The 19,807-nt window shown below is 70.7% G+C and carries 19 protein-coding genes; 8 read left to right on the forward strand and 11 right to left on the reverse strand.

All coding sequences use genetic code 11. The annotated features are described in order from the left end of the window. Positions 1 to 2: 2 nt before the first annotated feature. Complete coding sequence (locus EP757_RS28695) at positions 3 to 1,172, forward strand: sensor histidine kinase KdpD (protein WP_232050049.1); 1,170 nt, start codon at positions 3 to 5, stop codon at positions 1,170 to 1,172. Continuing rightward, positions 1,169 to 2,203, forward strand: a complete 1,035-nt coding sequence (locus EP757_RS28700; protein WP_127551215.1) for a LacI family DNA-binding transcriptional regulator — start codon at positions 1,169 to 1,171, stop codon at positions 2,201 to 2,203. The genes EP757_RS28695 and EP757_RS28700 overlap by 4 nt, the downstream gene beginning before the upstream one ends. Positions 2,204 to 2,205: 2 nt before the next feature. Here EP757_RS28700 and EP757_RS28705 read toward each other — a convergent pair whose 3' ends face one another. Together EP757_RS28705 and EP757_RS28710 are read right to left on the reverse strand one after the other, a co-directional pair. Further along, complete coding sequence (locus tag EP757_RS28705; protein WP_127551217.1) at positions 2,206 to 3,345, reverse strand: aminotransferase class I/II-fold pyridoxal phosphate-dependent enzyme; 1,140 nt, start codon at positions 3,343 to 3,345, stop codon at positions 2,206 to 2,208. Next, complete coding sequence (locus tag EP757_RS28710; RefSeq protein WP_232050050.1) at positions 3,293 to 4,210, reverse strand: DMT family transporter; 918 nt, start codon at positions 4,208 to 4,210, stop codon at positions 3,293 to 3,295. The genes EP757_RS28705 and EP757_RS28710 overlap by 53 nt, the downstream gene beginning before the upstream one ends. Before the next feature lie 81 nt (positions 4,211 to 4,291). On the opposite strand from EP757_RS28710, the gene EP757_RS28715 reads away from it, so the two are divergent. Next, on the forward strand, positions 4,292 to 4,762 hold the full coding sequence (locus tag EP757_RS28715; protein ID WP_127551220.1) for an Lrp/AsnC family transcriptional regulator: 471 nt from the start codon (positions 4,292 to 4,294) through the stop codon (positions 4,760 to 4,762). A 91-nt stretch (positions 4,763 to 4,853) separates the two neighbouring features. Then, positions 4,854 to 7,070, forward strand: coding sequence for an ATP-binding protein (locus EP757_RS28720; RefSeq protein ID WP_127551222.1), 2,217 nt, complete (start codon positions 4,854 to 4,856; stop codon positions 7,068 to 7,070). Here EP757_RS28720 and EP757_RS28725 read toward each other — a convergent pair. The 7 genes from EP757_RS28725 to EP757_RS28755 all read right to left on the reverse strand — a co-directional run bounded on the left by EP757_RS28725 (position 7,067) and on the right by EP757_RS28755 (position 14,664). Then, entirely contained in the window at positions 7,067 to 7,657 is a 591-nt protein-coding gene (locus EP757_RS28725) for a hypothetical protein (RefSeq protein ID WP_127551224.1), read from the reverse strand. The genes EP757_RS28720 and EP757_RS28725 overlap by 4 nt on opposite strands. Before the next feature lie 24 nt (positions 7,658 to 7,681). Then, positions 7,682 to 9,598 carry a GGDEF domain-containing protein gene (locus EP757_RS28730; protein WP_127551226.1) on the reverse strand — a complete coding sequence of 639 codons (1,917 nt, stop codon included), beginning with the start codon at positions 9,596 to 9,598 and terminating at the stop codon, positions 7,682 to 7,684. 210 nt (positions 9,599 to 9,808) lie between these two features. Continuing rightward, positions 9,809 to 11,857 carry a xanthine dehydrogenase family protein molybdopterin-binding subunit gene (locus tag EP757_RS28735; RefSeq protein ID WP_127551228.1) on the reverse strand — a complete coding sequence of 683 codons (2,049 nt, stop codon included), beginning with the start codon at positions 11,855 to 11,857 and terminating at the stop codon, positions 9,809 to 9,811. Further along, on the reverse strand, positions 11,854 to 12,828 hold the full coding sequence (locus EP757_RS28740; protein ID WP_127551230.1) for a xanthine dehydrogenase family protein subunit M: 975 nt from the start codon (positions 12,826 to 12,828) through the stop codon (positions 11,854 to 11,856). Before EP757_RS28740 ends, EP757_RS28735 begins: the two co-directional genes overlap by 4 nt. Then, positions 12,825 to 13,304: a (2Fe-2S)-binding protein gene (locus EP757_RS28745; RefSeq protein WP_127551232.1), complete on the reverse strand. Its 480-nt coding sequence runs from the start codon at positions 13,302 to 13,304 to the stop codon at positions 12,825 to 12,827. The genes EP757_RS28740 and EP757_RS28745 overlap by 4 nt, the downstream gene beginning before the upstream one ends. A 29-nt stretch (positions 13,305 to 13,333) precedes the next feature. Continuing rightward, positions 13,334 to 13,912, reverse strand: coding sequence for a TIGR03086 family metal-binding protein (locus tag EP757_RS28750; protein ID WP_127551234.1), 579 nt, complete (start codon positions 13,910 to 13,912; stop codon positions 13,334 to 13,336). Between the two features lie 107 nt (positions 13,913 to 14,019). Next, on the reverse strand, positions 14,020 to 14,664 hold the full coding sequence (locus EP757_RS28755) for a hypothetical protein (protein WP_127551236.1): 645 nt from the start codon (positions 14,662 to 14,664) through the stop codon (positions 14,020 to 14,022). 107 nt (positions 14,665 to 14,771) lie between these two features. Between EP757_RS28755 and EP757_RS28760 the strand changes: the two genes are divergently transcribed. Continuing rightward, the gene (locus EP757_RS28760; protein ID WP_127551238.1) at positions 14,772 to 14,969 is read left to right on the forward strand and encodes a hypothetical protein; all 198 of its coding nucleotides are present in this window, start codon (positions 14,772 to 14,774) and stop codon (positions 14,967 to 14,969) included. A 79-nt stretch (positions 14,970 to 15,048) separates the two neighbouring features. On the opposite strand, the gene EP757_RS28765 is transcribed toward EP757_RS28760, so the two are convergent. After that, positions 15,049 to 15,558, reverse strand: coding sequence for a hypothetical protein (locus tag EP757_RS28765; protein ID WP_127551240.1), 510 nt, complete (start codon positions 15,556 to 15,558; stop codon positions 15,049 to 15,051). Between the two features lie 159 nt (positions 15,559 to 15,717). Here EP757_RS28765 and EP757_RS28770 point away from each other — a divergent pair, with 159 nt between their 5' ends. After that, positions 15,718 to 16,362 carry a TetR/AcrR family transcriptional regulator gene (locus tag EP757_RS28770; protein ID WP_127551242.1) on the forward strand — a complete coding sequence of 215 codons (645 nt, stop codon included), beginning with the start codon at positions 15,718 to 15,720 and terminating at the stop codon, positions 16,360 to 16,362. Here the strand turns inward: EP757_RS28770 and EP757_RS28775 are convergent. Further along, positions 16,331 to 17,026: a GntR family transcriptional regulator gene (locus EP757_RS28775; RefSeq protein ID WP_127551244.1), complete on the reverse strand. Its 696-nt coding sequence runs from the start codon at positions 17,024 to 17,026 to the stop codon at positions 16,331 to 16,333. The two genes, EP757_RS28770 and EP757_RS28775, sit on opposite strands and share 32 nt — an antisense overlap. A gap of 175 nt (positions 17,027 to 17,201) precedes the next feature. Between EP757_RS28775 and EP757_RS28780 the strand changes: the two genes are divergently transcribed. Both EP757_RS28780 and EP757_RS28785 read left to right on the forward strand, forming a co-directional pair. Continuing rightward, entirely contained in the window at positions 17,202 to 18,761 is a 1,560-nt protein-coding gene (locus EP757_RS28780) for an ABC transporter substrate-binding protein (protein ID WP_160165906.1), read from the forward strand. Position 18,762: 1 nt separating this feature from the next. After that, positions 18,763 to 19,776 (forward strand): ABC transporter permease, encoded by a 1,014-nt coding sequence (locus EP757_RS28785; protein WP_127551248.1) that lies wholly within the window; start codon positions 18,763 to 18,765, stop codon positions 19,774 to 19,776. The last annotated feature ends 31 nt before the right edge of the window (positions 19,777 to 19,807 follow it).

The following is a 19,807-nucleotide window of genomic DNA, read 5'->3' on the forward strand; positions in this document are numbered from 1 at the left end:
CGGTGCAAAGCGGTCTACTGAAGCTCCTCGGAACCGGACCGCGTGAAGCGGCCCGGCAGGCCGCCGTGCTGCTCACCGTCGCCGGACTGCTGGCCCTGCTGGGCATCGTCAACGATCGGTCGCACGCCGACCGGCTGGTGACCGTCGCCCTGTGCGACGCCCTGCTGGCGATCATCGGGTTCACGCTGCCGTGGAACCGCATGCGCCCGTGGTCGCCGGCACTGCTCGGTCTCGCCGCGTTCGCCGTCCTCGGCCTCTCCACCTGGTCGTTCGGCGGGGTCTCGACCGGGACCGGACCGTTCCTGGTGCTGGTGTACTCCTGGGCGGCCCTGCACTTCCCGCGCTGGATCCTGCTGCTCTACCTCGCGCCGGCCACCGTCGCGTTCATGCTCCCGCTGATCCTCACCGGTCAGCCGCAGGCGGTCGTGGGCAGCGCGGTGATCCTCATCCCGGTCGCGCTGGCGGTGGCGCTGCTCATCGAGGCGCAGGCCCGGCACCTGCGGGACGACCGGGCGCGGCTGGCGCGGATCGAGGAGTGGCGGGCCGGGATGGTCAGCACGCTGGCTCATGACGTACGGGCGCCGCTCAGCACCGTTCGAGGCGTCCTCGAGGAGCTGCAGGACTCCTGCTCCGGGGTGGAGCGCCGGATGATCGACGCGGCGTTGCGGCAGACCGCCCGGATCGCCCGGCTCGCCGACGGCCTGCTGGACCTGCACCGCATCGACAGCTCCGGTCATCTCAAGCTCGATCGTGCGGCCCACCCGGCACAGTCCCTGGTCAAGGACGCTCTGCAGTACGTCCGAGCCGACGCTGACATTCGTACCGAAATTGGTCCTGGTGTCTTGATCTTCGTGGACAAGCAGCGGTTCGAGCAGATCCTGTTGAATCTCGTGACGAACGCCCTCCGGTACGGCGCACCGCCCGTCGTCATCAGCGTCGTGCGCGACGGCCCGGCCGACCGGCTCGAAGTCCGTGATCACGGCCCGGGCATCCCCGACGAGCTGCGGACCCGGCTCTTCGGTCAGTTCGCGGTCGGCGGCAAGCAGGGCGTCGGCCTGGGACTCTGGATCGTCCGGCAGTTGGCGGAGGCGCACGGCGGCACGGCGGTGGCCGAGGCGCGCGACCCCGGGGTGGCGATGGTGGTCACGTTCCCGTTCAATCAGACCCCATGATCTCCCGACCGCGGCAGCCGACCATGGATCAGGTCGCCGCGGCGGCCGGCGTCTCCCGCGCCACCGTCTCCCGCGTGATAAACAACGCGGCCTCCGTCGCTCCGTCGATCCGTTCCGCCGTGGAGCGGGCGATCGCCCAGACCGGGTACGTGCCGAACGTCGCCGCGCGCAGCCTCGTCACCCGCCGGTCCGACTCCGTCGCCCTGGTGATCAGCGAGCCGGACCGTCCCGACGATCACTCGTTCCTCAACCGGATCTTCACCGACCCGTACTTCGGCCGTGTCACCGCCGGCGCCACCGGAGCGCTCCGCCCGCACGACGTGCACCTGGTCGTCGTGCCGACCGACGCGTCCGATCATCACCGGGTGGTCCGCTACCTGCGGCAGGGCCACGTCGACGGCGTCCTGCTGATCAGCAGCAACGAGCACGATCCGCTGCCGGCGCAGGTGCACGCTCTGGGCATCCCGGCCGTCCTGTCGTCCCGGCCGTCCGGTCCGCTGCCGGTCAGCTACGTCGACGTCGACCAGCGGGCCGGCGCCGCGCTCGCCGCCGGTCACCTGCTCGCACGGGGGTGCCGGCGGCTCGCCACGATCAACGGGCCGCTGGACATCCCGGCGGGTTCCGAGCGCCTCGACGGTTTCCGGTCATTCCTGTCCGCGCGGGGCTTCGCGGACATCCCCGCGGTCACCGGCGACTTCACCCGGGCCGGCGGCGAGGCGGCCGCCCGGGCGCTGCTGGCCGCGGATCCCGGGATCGACGGCCTCTTCGTGGCCAGCGACCTGATGGCCGAGGGCGCTCTGCGGGCGGTCCAGGACCACGGCCGCCGGGTCCCCGAGGACGTGGCGGTGGTCGGCTTCGACGATTCCAGCGCCGCCCTGGAATGCCGGCCGCCGCTCACCACGGTCCGTCAGCCGGTGGAGGAGATGGCCGCCGAGATGGCCGCGCTGCTGCTGGCCCAGATCGCGAGTCCGGGCCGCTCTCCGCGATCCGTCGTCTTCCAGCCGACCCTCGTCATCCGCGACTCCGCTTGACGTTATGGAGCAGGAACCGATGGCTGGGCCACCGCGCGGATGGCGGCTGCGACCTCGGGGACGCGGGGTGACGGGAGGCCGGCCAGGTTGATGCGGCCCGTCGGCAGGCCGTAGACGCCGTGGTCCACGCGCAGGCTCTCCATCGCCTCGGGCGACAGGGGAAGAGTCAGGAACATGCCCCGCTGGGTGGACAGGCCGGCGAAGCCCGGCAGGTCGGACAGGCGCAGCGCCAGGCCACTGCGCAGCCGGCCGAGACGCAGGCGCATCGACTCCAGTTCGTCGCGCCAGCAGGACCGCAGCGACGGGTCGGTGAGGATCTCGGCGACCAGGGCGGCGCCGTGGGCCGGCGGCTGCGAATAGCTGACCCGGGCCGCGCCTTCGAGGAGGGCACGGTCGCGGGCGGGGCTGGTTCCGATCACCAGGGCGGCGCCGACCCGCTCGCTGTAGAGGCCCCACGCCTTGGAGCCGCTGACCGCGACGTACGCCTCCGGGACCACCCGCAGCAGCCGCCGCATCCCGTCGAGATCGGCTTCCAGCCCGTCGCCGAGGCCGAAATACGCCTGGTCGATGAAGGGGACGACGCCACGGCGGTACAGCACCTCGGCCAGCGCGTCCCAGTCCGAGGCCGGCATCTGATAGCCCGTCGGGTTGTGGCAGCAGCCCTGGATCATCAGCACGTCACCGGGCCGGGCCACCGAGGCGGCGGCGAGCATGTCCGCGACGGGATGGGTGTCCACCCGCAGTCCGGCGGCCCGGAGGACGCCCTGATGGTTGACGTACGCGGGCACGCCGAGGTGCACGGTCCGATCCGGGCCGGTCGCGGCGATCAGCTCGGCGAGCAGGCGGAGCGCCCCGGTTCCGGCGACCGTCTGCACCGCCGTGGCACGCGCCCGCACCGACGGGTCGTCCAGGATCAGCTCGCTGATCGAGGCGAGGAACCGGTGATCACCGGACGGTCCGACGTACGCCTTGGTGGTGGAGGAACGCGCCAAGCGCGACTCCGCGGCACGGACCGCGCGCATGATCGGGCTCGCGCCGCTGTCGTCGCGGTAGACGCCGACGATCAGGTCGAGCCGCCCGGGCCGCGTGTCACGACCGCACGCCGCCGTGAGCTCCCACAACGGATCGGCGCTGAGCAGCATCTGAATTCTCTTTCGTCGATGTCTTCAAGAGCGGATAGAGCGCCACGCCGCCCACGATCAGTACGAGGCTGACCAGGGTCGCCGTGGTGATCGGCTCGCCGAGCAACGGCACCGCCGTGATCGTCGTGAGCACCGGGGCGAGTGCGCCGAGGCAGGCCGCCAGCCGCGGGCCGAGCCGCCTGATCGCGATCGAGTAGCCGATCGACGCGATCACGCCGACGCCGATCCCCTGCACCACGAGGTAGATCAGCGCGTCCCGGTCGAGGCTGAGGTGTGACGGGGCGAGTCCGGATCCGATCAGCGATGCGGTGATCAGCGCGGAAGGAGCGCAGAGGACCAGCGCGGCGCCGACCGGATCGAGCCGGGTGGCCCGCAGCGCCAGGGTGTAGACGCTCCAGATCAGGCCGGCGATCAGCAGCACGACGATGCCGGGCCCGGTGCGCCAGGAGAGCGAGGCCGCGACGCCGAGGAGGATCACGCCGAGCGCGGCGGCTTGCGCCTTGCTGATCCGCAGACCCCAGATCTTGTACGAGAGAAGCGCCACGAAGACCGGCACCACCCCCGGGATCACGAGTCCCACCAGGGCCGCGGTGGTGAGCGAGCCGCCGAGCGCGGAGATCGCGAAGTAGGGGAGGCCGGCGCCCGCGCAGAGCGCCGCGATCACCGCCGGACGCTCACCGGACAACGATCGTAGTGTGCGCGGAATCCACGGCGACAACAGCACTACGGGCGTAGTGAAGCGGAGGAGGGCCGCGTCCATGGTGGTGAGCGACGACGCCCCGATGCCGCGGATGCTGAGCGCGAACCCGGCCCAGACCACGACGGTGGCCGCCATCGCCGCGAGGCCGGTCTTGACACCTGTCACACCCGGAACGTTATGCGTCCGGCCGCCGCAGGCGATTGCTAATTCGTGCGCTGGAGGCGGCTTTGTTGGCAGAATCTGCTAATGCGCGACCTCGACGACATCGACCGCCGGATCCTGCTCGAACTGCAGCGCGACGGCCGCCTCAGCAACCAGGAACTCGCCGACCGGGTGGGCCTCTCCCCGTCGCCGTGTCTGCGAAGGGTCAGGCTGCTCGAAGAAGCGGGCGTGATCGCCGGTTACCGCGCGGTGATCGATCAGGAGTCGGTGGGCCTGCCGATCACCGCGTTCGTCCGGATCACCCTGCAATCCCACGAGCACGATCTCGTCGAGCAGGTGGAGCAGCGTCTCCGCGAGGTGCCGGAGATCGTCGAGGCGTACCTGCTCGCCGGCGACCAGGACTACCTGCTCAAGGTCACCGTCGCGTCGTTCTCCTCGTACGAGGACTTCACTCGTACCCGCCTGCGCACCATCCCGGGCCTCGCCTCGATGCAGACCACCTTCGCGTTCGCCACCACGAAGACGGTCTCGCCCCTCCCGATCCGCTCCCATTAGGATCCGTGAGGCGTCCCTGTCCGGGATCGTCGCCCGAAAGCGGTAGGCGAGGACGGCGCGCCGGCGCCTTCCGGGCGGGCACAATGACGCCATGCCCGCGAGAGCCGCGTTGTCGGAGCTGCCGAACCCGTACGAGTTCGCGAGCCCGATCACCCGCCCGGAGCGTCTCGCCGGACGCCGTTCCGAGCTGAGCGACATCCGGTACTACCTGCGGCATGCGCGCCACGAGCGCCCGGTCAACCTGGCGCTCGTCGGTGAGCGCGCGGCCGGCAAGACCAGCCTGCTCAACATCATCGACCACGAGGCGAAGCAGCTCGGGCTGCTGACCGCCCGGATCAACCTGACCACCGGCGACGCCGATCCGACGGACCTGTTCGGGAAGATCTACGAGGCGGTGGTCGACGCCGTGATCTCGGCCGGTCATCTCTTCCAGCCCGGGTCCGACGAGGACCGGATCTACCACAAGATCATGGTCGAGCTGGATCCGGCGGCCGACAACCTGGACTTCCCGCTGCGGTTCCCGGCCCACTACGCGGGGGCGGTGAAGAGCGGCCGGCAGATCTCCGAGCCGAAACTGATGAAGGACCTGGAGACGCTCCGGCGCGCCTGCGGCACCGCGTGCGTGCTGCTCTTCGACGAGTGTGACGTGCTCAAGGAACGGGTCGCGCTGGAGATGCTGCGCAACGTCTTCATGAACACGCCGGGCTACCAGCTGGTGCTCACCGGCACGCCGGGCATGTTCCCGCTCTTCGACGACGTGTTCTCGCCGATCATCAGGCAGTTCAAGAAGATCCATGTGGACCCGTTCCGGCAGGAGAGCGAGACCGAGAGCTGCCTGCGCGGGCCGCTCGACCTGATGGGCCTGCCGGTGGACGACCTGATCCCGCACGGTCTCGTGCTCACCCACGACGTGCACGAGCTGTCCGGCGGCCGGCCGTACGAGATCCAGCTGCTCGGCCACCTGATGTTCAAGATGGTCCAGGAGCGCAAGGCGGAGTTCATGGCGCTCTCCGCGAACGTGCTCGACGACGTGCTGCGCGAGCTGGACATCGCCGCCCCGCCGCACGCCGGCTCCCGCCCGATCGTGGAGAAGGTCCGCAAGCTCGGTGTCGACACGCTGCGCGGGATGGGACTGCTGACCGCGTGCATCGGCCACGCCAACCTCGACGAGATGATGTTCGCGGTCAAGCTGAACGAGCTCGGTCCCAGCGAGCTGCGGGAGGCGCTGCCGCAGCACTTCGCGGATCTGTGCGCGGCCGGGCTGCTCGCCGCCGACGAGGACGGGCCGATCACGTTCTGCGGCGACGAGTTCGAGAAGGTCTACGTCTCCTACCTGGCGAAGAGCAAGAACGTGTCGTTCCGGGTGCAGACCCGCGAGTTCTCCGACTTCCTGGCGTCGGCCATCTCCAGCTCCATCGACGAGGCCACGGCGTTCTGGGCGCCGTCCTCGGTGGACGGGCGGCTCTGGGTCGAGGACACGATCAGCAGCCTGCTCCCAGGAGGTGATCCGGAGCTGCGGTCCCGGACACCGGTCGTCTACGAATGGGTGCTCGCCGCGCTCGGATCCGGCAGGCTCGTCCTCGATCGGGTCACGGCGGCGTACAAGGGAACGAAGGTCGTGTTGTGGGTTCCCCGCACCGACATCGAAGAGGGTCCTCTCGACGACGTTCTGAAGACTCTGGAGGTACGAGCGGGAGCACTGGGAGGATCGCTCCGCGTGGAGCAGATCGCCTACGATCTGCCGTCCGAGGAGGAGTTCCTCAGAAGCCTCGCCACCCGTCCGAACCGGGCGATCCTCGCGTCCCTCGGCGACGTGCACGCGCATCGGGCGTTCGACGCCTACACGGCCGGACGTCTCGTGGAGGTCGGCGCCGAACTCGACCTGGCACTGCGGTTCCCGGTGACCGGCGACAACGCGAACAACATCGGCTACATGCTGATGAGCCTGGGCCGGCTGGACGAGGCGCGGCGGTGGCTGGAGATCTGCCTGACCGGCGGCGACACCGACGGGTACACCCGGGCGCTGGCGCACTACAACCTGGCGGTCACCGGGTTGGCCCTGGACTGGCCGGCCGGCGAGGTGGAGAAGAACCTGGCCGCGTCGCTGGCCGCGATCGGTGAGCTGCAGCTCGCACGGTACGAGGCGGGCTGCCTGTTCGGGCCGGAGCGGTCGGGCGACGGCATGGTGATGGTGGAGCGGCTCGGGCCGGACATCCGGGAGATGATCGACGGGGTCCGGCGGTTCCTCGGCGGCGTCCGCCCGGCCGTGACGGGTTTCGAACACGCCGCGCGGTCCTCCGACCTCTAGAAGACCGTGTCGGTCAGGTCGATGCCGCGCAGGTCGTGGACGGTGAGGTCGAGGCCGCGCAGCTTGGCGCCGGCGAAACTGAGCGGGGTGTCGCCGCGCCGGGCCAGGCAGATCAGGACGGCGGCCTCGACGTCGGCGGTGACCGGCCGCAGTGGGACGGCCGGATCCTGGCGGACGAAGGCGGCGAGCACCGGCAGGATCCGCGGGATCTCGCCGGGGTCGGTCTCCATCATCCGGTCCAGGGCGTAGACGCCGCCGATCCGCCGCGCCGCCGAGTCCGCGCCGAGCTGGTCCAGCGCCGACGTGAACGCCGTGGTCACCCGGGTCGAGCGGGCGATCGCCAGCTGGCCGCTCGCCACCGACACCTGACGCCAGGTGGCGAACGCACCGGCGATCAGCAGCAGACCGGCGATCGCCTGGAGCAGCAGGAGCCGCAGATCCTTCTCCGCGGCCAGGCGGGGGGTCAGGGGCAGCGTGCCGGCCTCCGGATGGTTGCCGTCCAGGATCCAGCCGGGCAGCGGGCCGAAGGTCAGCACGATCAGCGCGATCAGGGCGGCCGCGGCGGCCCACCCTAGGATGCGGGGCATACCCGCGAGGGTACTGACGCCTGACTAGCGCCTGCTCTTCTCCCGGTACATCGCGGCGTCGGCCTCACGCAGCAGGCGATCCGGGTCGGTGGCGCCGTCGGCGGAGACGGCCACGCCGATGCTCACCCCCACGGTGACCTCCTTTCCGTCGATCGTGAACGGCTCGGCGAGGGTGGTCTGGATCGCCTTGCGGACGGTCTCGTGGCCGTCGGTGCCGTTCACCCCGCCGATCAGCACCACGAACTCGTCGCCGCCGAGCCGGGCCACCGTGTCGGTACGCCGGAGCAGCCGGGTGAGCCGCCCCGCCACCTTGATCAGCAGCTGGTCGCCGGCCGCGTGCCCGAGCGTGTCGTTCACGGCCTTGAACCCGTTCAGGTCGAGCAGCAGCACGGCGAAACGGTAGTCGGGGTCGCGGGTCGCCCGCAGTCCCGCCTGGGTGAGCCGATCCTCGAGGAGCAGCCGGTTCGGCAGGCCGGTCAGATGATCGCGGAGGGCCGCCGTACGCAGACGCTCCTCCTGTTCCCGGAGTGCCGCCATGGTCACCTGGTAGTCCAGGGCCTTCGCCAGCAGCGACCCGGAGTGGTTCATCATCTCCCGGCCCGGCGGCGTGGTCGACTGGATGCGGCCGACCGCGGCGAGCATTCCCCAGTCGCGGGCGCGGCTGCGGACGGGCGCGATCAGCACGATGTCGCCGGCCGGTCCGTCGGCGGCGGCGAACAGCTCCGGGGGCGGGAAGGCGTCCACCGGCACGCGTCTGTCCGGGGCGCCGACCGAGGCGCGGTAGTCACCTACGAGCGCAAGGTTGTCCGATGGACGTTGGCCCGGCTCCTGTTCTTCCGGGGAGGATGGATCCCACAGTCCCAGACACCCCGCCACCGCTGGAGTGAGGCCCAGCCACTCGAGGGACCGCGGGTCCGCCGCCTCGGCGCCGAGCAGGGCGATCCCCAGCTCGTACTGGATGTTCAGCGTGCTCTGCAGATATTGCACCTCGCCGAACAGCGCCCGGGTGTGCGGCTCCGACACCGGGAGGCCCCGACCGGGGCACCCGCACGACTCCCGGGGCACGAAAACCGTGCTGACCCGGTCCACCTGTCCGGATGCGAACGAGCAGAGGCGTTGATAGACCATGGACCCGATCTGATCCAGCGGCTGCCGCACCGTCGACAACGCCGGCTTCAAGTAGGCCGCGTCGGCGATGTCGTCGAACCCCACCACGGCCATGTCCCGGGGCAGGGAGAGACCGGCAGCCGCCAACCTGTTGATCAACCCGATCGCGTTCCGGTCGGTGCCGACCACGATCGCCGTGACCGGCATCCCGGAGCCGCCCCGTGCCTCGTCGCCCCGTGCCTCGCGGAGCGGTGCCTCGCGGAGCGGCGTCTGGTGGAGCGGCGCTTGGTGGAGCAGCGCCTGGTGGAGCAGCGCCTCGGCGACCTGCTCACCGCCGCTCTCGTGGTTGTCCCCGCTCTCGTAGAGCACCGGCGTCAACCCGTGGGCGAGCATCGCCTCGCGGTAGCCTTCGTGACGTTCGCGCAGGTCGTGATGGGCGAGGTATCCGGCGAAGGCGATCCGCTCGTGGCCGTGGCCGATCAGGTGCGCGACGGCGTCCCGGACGCCTGACCGGTTGTCCGCGAGGACCGCCGCGCCGGCGCCCTCCTGGGCGACGTCGACCACCGGGAGGCCGGCTTCCCGTGCCTTCTCCGCGTAGTCCGCGGCGACCGCTCCGGGGAGCAGGGCCAGGCCGGCGAGGTGCCGCCAGGCGAGGGGGCGGTGGAATGCGGGCAGGCCGCTGCGGTCGGCGCTGTGCGATCCGGGGTCGAGCGTCTGCACGGCCATGACGCGGTCGCCGCCGGCCACCGCGGCGTCGTTGATGCCCGCGATGATCGCGCCGTAGTAGTCACCACCGACGAAGGGGGAGAGGATTCCGAAGGTGCGGCCAGTCACTCCGTCATGATCTCGCGAAATGATCGGTTTCAGGCGCCGTGTGCCAACCATTCCCGGGCGACGACCGCTGTTCCGGGCCTGCCTCCTCGGCACCGGCCGTGGTGCTCGCTCAGGGCTGCACCACGGCCGGCGCCGCGACGGTGATGGAGACCCGCTCCTTGAGGCGATCGGCGCGGGTCCCGGCGCCGCCGTGTGAGCCGGCGGTTTCAGTCACTCCAGGAGGTCAGGGAGGAGTTTGTCGAGGCGGACGGGAAGGTCGCGGACCCGGATGCCGGTGGCGTGCCAGACGGCGTTCACGATGGCGGCCGGGGAGCCGACGATGCCGATCTCGCCGATGCCCTTGCTGCCCATCGGGTTGATCTGGTCGTCGTGTTCGTCGAGCCAGTCGGCTTCGAGGTGCTCGACGTCGGCGTGGGCGGGGATGTGGTACTCGGCGAGGTCGTGGTTGACCCATTCGCCGAAGGCGGGGTCGAGGACGCCCTCCTCGTGCAGGGCCATGCCCATGCCCATGATCATGCCGCCGAGGAACTGGCTGCGGGCGGTGCGCGGGTTCAGGATGCGGCCGGCCGCGAACATGCCGAGCATCCGGGACACGCGGACCTCGCCGGTGACGGCGTCCACCCGTACCTCGGCGAAGTGTGCCCCGAAGGCGTGCCGGCCGTCCGTCTCCTGCTGCTGGATCAGGTCGGTGGTGTCGAAGACGGCTTCGTCGCCGCCGGAGGCGAGCAGCTCACGGCAGGCGCCGGTGACCGCCCAGCCCCAGGAGGCGCTGCCCGAGGAGCCGCCGGCCACCGAGGCCTTCGGCAGCGAGCTGTCGCCGATGCGGATGTCGATGGCGGAGGCGTCGGTGCTGAGGGCGTCCGCGGCGATCTGGGTGAGGATCGTCCGGGCACCGGTGCCGATGTCGGCCGCGCCGATGGACACCTCGAACCGGCCGTCGTCCCGCTTGCGCACCCGGGCCGTCGACGGCTGGGCCATCGTCGGATAGGTCGCGCCGGCCACGCCGGTGCCGATCCACCAGTCGCCCTCGCGGCGCCGGCGGGGGCGGGGATCGCGGCCCTCCCAGCCGAAGCGCTGCGCGCCGCGGCGCAGGCAGTCGACGTAGTGCCGGCTGGTGAACGGGGTGCCGCTCTCCGGCTCGGCGTCCGGCTCGTTGCGGATCCGCAGCTCGATCGGGTCCATGCCGAGCTTCTCGGCGAGCTCGTCCATGGCGCATTCCAGGGCGAACATGCCGGGGGCTTCGCCGGGCGCGCGCATCCAGCGGGGTGTCGGCATGTCGAGGCGCAGCAGGCGGTGGGTGGTGTGGCGGTTCGGGGCGGCGTACATGTGCCGGGTCGAGACGGCGGTCTGCTCGGCGAACTCGAGCAGCCGGCTGGTCTGCGACGTCGCCTGGTGATCGATCGCGGTCAGAACGCCGTCCGTGGTGGCGCCGAGGCGGATCCGCTGGATCGTCGGGGTGCGGTGGCCGACGATGCTGAACATCTGCTGGCGGGGGAGCGCGATCTTGACCGGGCGCTCCACGACCCTGGCGGCCATCGCGGCGAGGACCGCGTTGGGCCGGGCCGTGCCCTTCGAGCCGAAGCCGCCGCCGACGTGCTCGGTGATCACCCGGACCCGCTCGACGGAGAAGGCCTCGGCGAGCGTCGCCGCGATCCCGGACGGGTGCTGGTTGGAGTCGTGGACGGTCAGGCTGTCGCCGTCCCAGCGGGCGATCGTGGCGTGCGGCTCCATCGGGTTGTTGTGCAGCGCCGGTGTCTCGTAGACGACGTCGACCGACACCTCCGAATCGGACAGCGCCGCCTCGACGTCGCCGGCCGAGGTCGTCGCCGGAAATGCCGGGTTGACCTGCTGAGGGGTGTAGAGATCGGGGTGATCCGGCCGCAGCACCGCGTCGTGCGGGAGGACCTCGATGTCGAGCTGCACGGTCTGCGCCGCCCGCCGGGCCTCCTCGAGCGTGCCGGCGACGACGAGCGCCACCGGCTGCCCGCGATAGCTGATCCGATCCGACTGCAGCACCGCCAGCTCCGGGTCGCCGGCCTCGGCGATCCGGGGCGCGTTGCCGTGCCAGAGCACCGCGAGCACCGTGTCGGCCGGGTCCGCGATGACCGACCTCAACCGTCCGTGCGGCACCGGCGAGGTCACCACCCAGCCGTAGGCGACGTCGTCCTGCGGATACTCGGCGGCGTACGCGGCGGCGCCGGTCACCTTGAGCGGGCCTTCGCGGCGGGCCAGTGGCGCGCCGATGTTCGCAGTCGTCATGACAGGTGCTCCAGGACCCAGGCGGTCAGGTTGCGCATCAGGCCGATCTTGTACGCGTTGTCGCGCAGCCCTTCCGCCCGCGCGAGTTCGGCGTCGGCGGCGGCCAGGAAGGATGCCCGGCCGGCCGGCGCTCCGAGCAGGCGGTCCTCGGCGATCCGGGCCCGCCACGGCTTGTGCGCCACCGCTCCCCAGGCCAGCCGCACATCCCGGACCACGCCGTCCTCGACCCGCAGCGCCGCGGCGACCGAGCCGACGGCGAACGCGTACGACGCCCGGTCCCGGGCCTTGCGGTAGAACGAGTTGGCCGCCACGTCCAGGGCCGGCAGGTCGACCGAGGTGATCAGTTCACCGTGGTCCAGGACGGTGTCGCGGTCCGGCTGCTCACCGGGGAGCCGGTGCAGGTCGGCGACCGGGATGCTGCGCTCGCCGGCCGGTCCGCTGGTGTTCACGACGGCGTCGAGCGCGACGAGCGCGACCGCCATGTCGGACGGGTGGGTGGCGACGCAGGACTCGGACGCCCCGAGGATCGCCAGGTTGCGGTGGTCGCCGTCGCGGGCCGGGCAGCCGGAGCCGGGCGTGTGCTTGTTGCACGGTTTCGAGGCGTCCATGAAGTACCGGCACCGGGTGCGCTGGAGCAGATTGCCGCCGGTCGTCGCCATGTTGCGGAGCTGCCCGGACGCGCCGGCCAGCAGGGCGCTGGAGAGCACCGGGTACCGCTCGCGGACGCGCGGGTCGGCGGCCAGGTCGCTGTTGCGCACGCCGGCGCCGATCCGCAGCCCGCCGTCCGGCCGGTCGCTGATCGCGCCGAACCCGAGCTCGGGGGCGAGCCGGTTGACGTCGACGAGCACGTCCGGGGTGGCGACGCCGAGCTTCATCAGGTCGACCAGGTTGGTGCCGCCGCCGAGGAACACCGCGCCCGGCTCCAGCCCGTCGGCGAGACCGGTGGCCGCGCGATACTCGAAGGTCTTCATCGGGACGCCGCCTGCTGGATCGCCGTGACCATGTTCGGGTAGGCGCCGCAGCGGCACAGGTTGCCGCTCATCCGCTCCCGGATCTCCGCGTCGCTGAGGAGGTCACCTCCCGTGGGCGGGGTCACCGCACTGGGCCGTCCCGAAGCCACCTCGTCGAGCATGCCGACCGCCGAGCAGATCTGGCCCGGCGTGCAGTACCCGCACTGGAACCCGTCGTGATCGAGGAAACCCTGCTGAACGGGGTGATCGTGCAGGCCCTCGATCGTGGTGATCTCGGTGTCCTGGTGGGCGATTGCCAGCAGCAGGCAACTGTTGACCCGCCGGCCGTCGAGCAGGACCGTGCACGCGCCGCACTGGCCGTGATCGCAGCCCTTCTTGGCACCGGTCAGGCCGAGATGCTCGCGCAGGGCGTCGAGGACAGTGGTCCGGGGATCGAGGTCGACATCGTGCTTCGCCCCGTTGACGATCAGCCGCATGGACCTCCACGTACCCCGGACCGCTCACCTCAACCGAGGGGCGTCCAGGAAGGATCGCGGCCGATGAAACCGAGCAGCCGCGTCTGCGCGTCGGCGTCGTCCGGGACCGGGACGCGGGGGCCGTACTGCCCCGACGACCGCAGGATCTCGTCCATCGGCTCCATGCCGGCGAGCAGGAGACCGGCGAACTCGGGGTCGAGCCGGTCGTCCTGGCCGGTCGCCCGCGCCAGGTCCCAGGTGTGCATGAAGACGTCCGAGGTGTAGAACTGGTCGATCGCCCGGTCCAGCGGCACCTCGCCGATGTGCGGATTCGTCAGCACCTTCGACGGTGTCGCCGGGTCGTCGAGGACGGCCTGCACCGCGGCGGCGTGCTGCTGCCAGGCGCCGGCCGGGTCGTCGTCGGCGCCCGGGACGGCCGGCAGCCGCACGTCGGACCCGCCGGCGAGCAGCCCGGGGAGCCATTCGACCAGGTGGCGGACCACGTCACGGGCGGTCCATCCGTCGACGGGCGCCGGCGCGTCCCAGTCCTTGACTCCGAGCACCCGTGTGCTGAACTCGCCGGCCACCTGGCGGTGGCGTTCGGCGGGCGTCTGATCGGAAAGCGACATCGTGGGCATCCTTCCAGCGTCGGCGCGGCCTCTCCGCCACCCTAGACCTTTCAACTGTACGGTTGAAAGTCCCGTGGCAAGAAAGACCACGCCGCGCGAAGGACGCCCTATCCGGCGGATGCGGGCGCGCGCCAGCCGACGTTGATCCGCGGCGGGCGCGACGGCTTCTCCTCGAGTTGCCGCAGGAGGCCGTCCATCTTCCGGTCCACGGCGGTGAGCGAACCGGCCAGTGCGGCGAGGGAACCGGTCAGTGCGGTGAGGGAGCCGGCCAGACGCGGGTCGGCGCCGTACCGGCTGCGGTGGTCGTGCAGCGTGTCGATCAGCTCGCGCAGCAGCTGGGCAGCCGCCGGGTCGGACTTCTCGAACGCGGTCAGCGCCTCGTCGATCTGCTCCCGGGCCTCGGCGAACGCCGTGGTGAGCAGCGCGTCCAGGCGCTTCTCGGTCAGGTCGCGCAGCTCCGACAGCGGCCCGGGCGGGCTCTGCTTCCAGCTCCGGAGCAGCTCGGCGGGGTGGCCGGCGGGGTCGCGGCCGACTGCCTTGCGATGCGGGACGCAGAGCAGCAGCAGATCGTCGAAGGAATCCGGTTCCCCGGAGCCGGCGCCGCGGATCCGTACCGGCTCGACGTTGACCTCGGGTTCGTTGCCGAGGAACACCATCACCGGGGCGCGGCAGCCCGGGAAGTCGCAGCTGCCCTGGGAGAGCGCCACCAGCGCGGCGCGGACGGCCGGTGGCAGGTGGGTGGTCTGGTCCATGGCGTACTCCATGGTGGATGTGCCATTTTCGGTGGCGATCGGCATGTGGAGGGGTTCAGCCCGGTTCGATCGGGAACTCTTGACTCCCGGCCTGAATCGAGGTTGAGATGGCATTCCACACCATGATCTGCGAGGCGGAGAACGCCAACGAGGTGCTGTTCACCTGTACGGACGAGGCATGCGGACGCCGCGTCGTCGTGGGCAAGGGCCGCCCACGGCTCACCGTGATCGACCAGGGTGACTTCGGCGCCCGGCATGTCGGATCCCTCGGCGGCATCAGCATCGATGCGGTCGACGTGGCCTGATCGCCGAACCTGGGATCAGCCAGAGAGCCGGCCGGTTCGTCCGGACGCCGTCGTCCCGGCGGACCAGCCGGCCGATTCACTACTCGGGGTCTTCCACCTTGATGATCGGCCCTTCGGCGTAACCCATCATGTCGTAGCCGACGGGTCCGAGGTCGGAGTCGAGGAACGTGGTGACGACGATCTTGTAGACGCCGGCTTGAGCGGTGTTGCCCGGGTCGCCCTCGGGAAGGGTGAACGCCGGAACCTCGATCTTCGCCGAGTACGTCTCGTCCTGGGAGAAGAACGGGCCACGGACCGGCACCCGTACCTCGCCGAGGGAGACCTCGTCGCCGGGGCCCTGCGATTCGGCGAAGGCGGTGACGACCCAGTCCTGCGTGCGCACCGACAGTGCCGTCAACCAGAGTGGTACGAGGTTGCCGAACACGTGCCAGGTCACATCGATGTCGAACTGCTTGGCCCGGTTGACGACCAGGTTGGACTTCCCGAGGGTGGGCCGGTCGGTGATGCCGACGATGCCGAGGAACTCGCCCTCGATGGCAGGGTCGGTCGGTCCGGTGGGTGGGATGTTGGGATCGAAGCGATCGGTCATGGCGATGCTCCTTCGCATCTGCGCAAAGTCCGGTGATCGCACCGATGTGCTTGGCGCCCAGCGCGTCGGGCGTACCGGGGGGTGTTCGCCTCGACCGTATTCCCGGTCGCGCCGTGCGGTCAGCCGGATCAGCGACAGGCGGTGAGATAACTTCTTCGGATGCGGAACGCCCAATCGCCGGTGCGCAAGCCCAAGCAGGAACGCAGCCGGGTGTCCTTCGACGCGGCCGTCGACGCCGCGGTGGCGCTGCTCGTCGAGCGCGGTTCGGACGCGTTCACGCTGAGTGAGGTCAGCAAGCTCTCCGGCGTCTCGACCGGCGCGATCTACGGCCGGGTGGACAGCAAGGACGAGTTGCTGCGGATCGCCAACGCGCGGGTGATGGCGAGGATCGCCGAGGACGAGGAGGCGGCGTTCGCGCGGCCGGCGCCCGAGGGCGAGACGTTCCCGGAGGCGGTCGAGCGGGCCGTCCGGACCATGACCGAGGTGCTGCGCGCGCACGCTCCGATGATCGCGCCGTTCATGCGGATCGCTCAGAACGACGAGGTGATCGGCGCCCGGGGCCGGGCCGCGTTCGACCGGATGGCCGGGGCGTTCGCCGCGGCGCTGCTGTGCCGGCGCGGCGACATCGGGCACCCCGACCCGGAGCGCGCGGTCAAGTCCAGCTGCGTGATCGTCTACAGCGTTCTGGCCCGCTGGCTGGGGCTGGGCAGTGACGTCGAGGCACCCGGGGACGGCAACTGGGACGAGATCATGGAGGACCTGACCGCGATGGTCATCGGCTTCCTGCTCCCGCGGCAGGGCTGATCCCCCGAGGCAGCCGGTTGCGGAGTTTGCCGAGGGACGGCTCCCGGCCCGACGCGACGTGCGCGAACGCCAGCGCGGCCGCCACCTCGCCGTTCCCGGACCGGATCGCCGCGAGGATGCCCCGGTGCTCGGCGCACTGCGCGGAGATGTCCCGGTCGGCGGTGAGCCGGAACAGCCATTCGAGCCGGCCCATCAGCGGTTGCATGAGGTGGCCGAGCAGGCGGTGACCGGGTAGCGCGATCAGCTCGCGGTGGAACGCCACGTTCGCGGTCGCCGCGCCCTGTTCGTCACCCGTGGTGAGGGCCGTCTCGCTGCAACCGATGATCTCCTCGATCCGGCCGAGCGGGATTCCGGAGGCGTGCAGGCGTCGCGCGGCGAGGTCGGCGGCCATGGGCTCGAGCTTCTCCCGTACGTCGAAAAGCTCTTCGATGTCATCCAGCGTGAGGTGCACGATGACCGCACCCCGCCGCGGGGTCGTCGTGATGAACCCGTCCGCCTCCAGCAGCGGCAGAGCGGCGCGCAACGGGATGCGGGAGACGCCGAGCTCGGCCGCGAGGTCACGCTCGACGAGCCGGCCGCCGGGTGGCAGCTCCCCGGCGATGATCCGCTCGCGCACGGCCGCATAGATCTGCTCGGGAAGCGGGCGTCCATCCTCCACTGTCATGCGCGTTGGTATACCACGCACTCATGTCGCCTTCCTAGGCCTGACTCGTATGTCGGTTTTGAGCTGGCGTGTTTACAAGAACGTTACTTCTAATTTCTTGAGGAACTCCTCGTTGGTTCGCAGGATGGTATCCCAAGCGCGCCGCAGTCCCCCTGGCCTCTTCAAGGAGTCGACCATGTCGTTTCGCTCCAAGCGCCTTGCCCTGACCACCCTCGGAATCACCGCGATCCTGACCGCCGCGGCGGGCTGCACCACCGCCGGAACCACCACGACGAACGGCAGCGACGCCGGCTCGATCGTCTTCGGATTCGCGGTCGGCACGCTCGACCCGGTGCTCGCCGACCAGACCCAGAACTCGGTGCCGGACAACGCCCTCTACGACACGCTCGTCGAGTACACCCGCGACGGGAAGCTGCAGCCCCGGGTCGCGACGAAGTGGACGCTCGCGCCGGACGCCACCTCGGTCACCTTCACCCTGCGTGACGACGTCACGTTCGCCGACGGCTCGAAACTGACCGCCGCCGACGTGGTCTACACGCTGGAACGCACCAAGAGGGTCGGCACCGGCGTCGCGTCCCTGATCAACGACTACCGGTCCGCCACGGCGATCAGCGACACCGAGATCAAGATCGATCTGGTACGCCCGAACGCCATCTTCCCCGGCGCTCTCAGCAAGATCTTCATCCTCGACGCGGACCTGGTGAAGCAGCACGAGGGCACCGACAACGCCCAGTCCTGGCTCGCCGCCAACGCGGCCGGCAGCGGCGCGTACACGCTCACCTCGATCCGGCAGGGTACCGAGATCCGCCTGCAGCAGCGTCCGGAGTACTGGGCGAAGCAGGACGGCCGGCCCGCGCAGATCGTGCTGGCGAACGTGACCGACGGCTCGACCGCCCGCAACGGCCTGCTCGCCGGGCAGTACGACGCGGCCATCCAGAGCCGCGACGACGCCGCCACGTTCGCGGGCAACCCCGGGTTCCGGGTCGTCGAACGGCAGTCGGCCGCGCAGAACTACTTCTTCATCAACACCAAGAGCCCGAAGCTCGCCGACGTCCGGGTCCGGCGGGCCGTCGCGCTCGCCTTCGACTACCAGGGCTTCGTCACGAACGTCGAGGGCGGCAGCTCCAAGGTCGCCACCGGTCCGCTGCCCGCCGCGCTCGGCTGCCGGCCGCGACTGCCGGCGTCGGCGCAGAACCTCGACGAGGCGAAGAAGCTGCTCGCCGAGGCCGGGGTGAGCGGCCTGTCGCTGGTCGCCGAGTACCAGACCTGGAACCCGGCGCACATCCAGGCCGCGACGCTGCTGAAGTCGAACCTCGCCGACATCGGCGTGAAGCTGGACCTCAAGCAGATCACCTACCCGGCGTACATCGCGCAGCTCGCCAAGCCGGAGACCACCCCCGACTTCTTCTACATGTCGGACTTCCCGCTCTACCCGGACGCCGGCACGATCCTGGCCCGCACCTACGACTCGAAGATGATCGGCCGCGGCTCGAACTACGGCAACTACGCCGACGCCGAGGTGGACGCCCTGATCACGAAGGCGCTCGCCACCACCGACGAGACCGCGCGCTGTGCCCTCTACGAGCAGGCTCAGACGAAGATCGCCGCGGCTCAGGTCTCGATCAACGTCTCCAACCCGACCGACACCCTGGTGGTCCGCACCGGCTTCACCGGACTCGGCGACTCGGATTCGCACGACATGGTCAACCTGCTCGACATCCGGACCGCGGGCTGACATGGGGAGATTCCTGCTCTCCCGGGCCGGCACCACGGCGGTCACGCTCTGGGGCCTGGCCACCGCGGTCTTCCTCCTGATGAAGCTGCTCCCCGGCGATCAGGCGACGATGGCGGCCGGCCGCAACGCGAGCCCCGAGCAGATCGAGCTGTTCCGCGAACGGCTCGGCCTCGACGAGCCGCTCCCGGTGCAGTACGTGAAGTTCCTCGGCCGGCTGCTGCACGGCGACTTCGGCCAGTCCGCGGTCACCCTGCAGCCGGTCGTCACCGACCTGCGCAACCTGATGCCGTCCACGGTCGAGCTCGTCGTCGTCGCGACGGTGCTCAGCATCGCCGGGGCGGTGCTGCTCGCCCTGGTGACCGCTGCCCGCCAGCGCCGGGACACGTTCCTGCGGGTCGCCGCGGTGGCGGCCGGCGGGGTCCCGGTCTTCTGGCTGGCGTTCCTGCTCCAGTGGGTGATCGGCACCGAGCTGCGCTGGCTGCCGGTCGCCGGGCAGATCTCCACCGACGTGGTGGTGCCGGTCCGCACCGGGTTCGTCACCGTCGACGCCCTGCTCAACAGCGACCCGGCGGCGTTCGGCGACGCGCTGCTGCACCTGATCCTGCCGGCGCTCGTGCTGGCCCTGCCCGCTGCCGCGGGCCTGTTCCGGACCCTCCGCGCGTCGATGCTCTCCGCCCTGGAGAGCGACTACGTGTCGGTGGCCCGATCGAAGGGAGTCCCGATGCGCGGCATCGTGACCGGCCACGTGCTGCGGAACGCGGCGATCCCGTCGGTGAGCCTGGCCGGCCTGCAGGTCGGATGGACGTTCGCGGGCGTGGTCCTGGTCGAGTCGGTCTTCGGGCGGCAGGGGATCGGGTCGTACCTGACCACCGCCGTCACCCAGAAGGACACCCAGGCCGTCTTCGGCGCCGTCCTCTTCATCGGACTCATCACGGTCCTGGTGAACTTCGCCGTCGACGTCGTCCAGCTCGGCCTCGACCCGCGAGTCCGCCGCGCCCAGCTGGCGGCGGCATGACCGCCATCGCTCTGCCGACTCACCGGATACA

Origin of the sequence: Actinoplanes sp. OR16 (assembly GCF_004001265.1) — a bacterium.
GTDB lineage: Bacteria > Actinomycetota > Actinomycetes > Mycobacteriales > Micromonosporaceae > Actinoplanes.

Bases quoted from the DNA above. Each gene is read 5' to 3' on its own strand.
- EP757_RS28700 (WP_127551215.1), top strand. From the start codon at position 1,169: ATGATCTCCCGACCGCGGCAGCCGACCATGGATCAGGTCGCCGCGGCG.
- EP757_RS28705 (WP_127551217.1), bottom strand. From the start codon at position 3,345: ATGCTGCTCAGCGCCGATCCGTTGTGGGAGCTCACGGCGGCGTGCGGT.
- EP757_RS28715 (WP_127551220.1), top strand. From the start codon at position 4,292: ATGCGCGACCTCGACGACATCGACCGCCGGATCCTGCTCGAACTGCAG.
- EP757_RS28720 (WP_127551222.1), top strand. From the start codon at position 4,854: ATGCCCGCGAGAGCCGCGTTGTCGGAGCTGCCGAACCCGTACGAGTTC.
- EP757_RS28725 (WP_127551224.1), bottom strand. From the start codon at position 7,657: ATGCCCCGCATCCTAGGGTGGGCCGCCGCGGCCGCCCTGATCGCGCTG.
- EP757_RS28735 (WP_127551228.1), bottom strand. From the start codon at position 11,857: ATGACGACTGCGAACATCGGCGCGCCACTGGCCCGCCGCGAAGGCCCG.
- EP757_RS28740 (WP_127551230.1), bottom strand. From the start codon at position 12,828: ATGAAGACCTTCGAGTATCGCGCGGCCACCGGTCTCGCCGACGGGCTG.
- EP757_RS28745 (WP_127551232.1), bottom strand. From the start codon at position 13,304: ATGCGGCTGATCGTCAACGGGGCGAAGCACGATGTCGACCTCGATCCC.
- EP757_RS28750 (WP_127551234.1), bottom strand. From the start codon at position 13,912: ATGTCGCTTTCCGATCAGACGCCCGCCGAACGCCACCGCCAGGTGGCC.
- EP757_RS28755 (WP_127551236.1), bottom strand. From the start codon at position 14,664: ATGGACCAGACCACCCACCTGCCACCGGCCGTCCGCGCCGCGCTGGTG.
- EP757_RS28760 (WP_127551238.1), top strand. From the start codon at position 14,772: ATGGCATTCCACACCATGATCTGCGAGGCGGAGAACGCCAACGAGGTG.
- EP757_RS28765 (WP_127551240.1), bottom strand. From the start codon at position 15,558: ATGACCGATCGCTTCGATCCCAACATCCCACCCACCGGACCGACCGAC.
- EP757_RS28770 (WP_127551242.1), top strand. From the start codon at position 15,718: ATGCGGAACGCCCAATCGCCGGTGCGCAAGCCCAAGCAGGAACGCAGC.
- EP757_RS28775 (WP_127551244.1), bottom strand. From the start codon at position 17,026: ATGACAGTGGAGGATGGACGCCCGCTTCCCGAGCAGATCTATGCGGCC.
- EP757_RS28780 (WP_160165906.1), top strand. From the start codon at position 17,202: ATGTCGTTTCGCTCCAAGCGCCTTGCCCTGACCACCCTCGGAATCACC.
- EP757_RS28785 (WP_127551248.1), top strand. From the start codon at position 18,763: ATGGGGAGATTCCTGCTCTCCCGGGCCGGCACCACGGCGGTCACGCTC.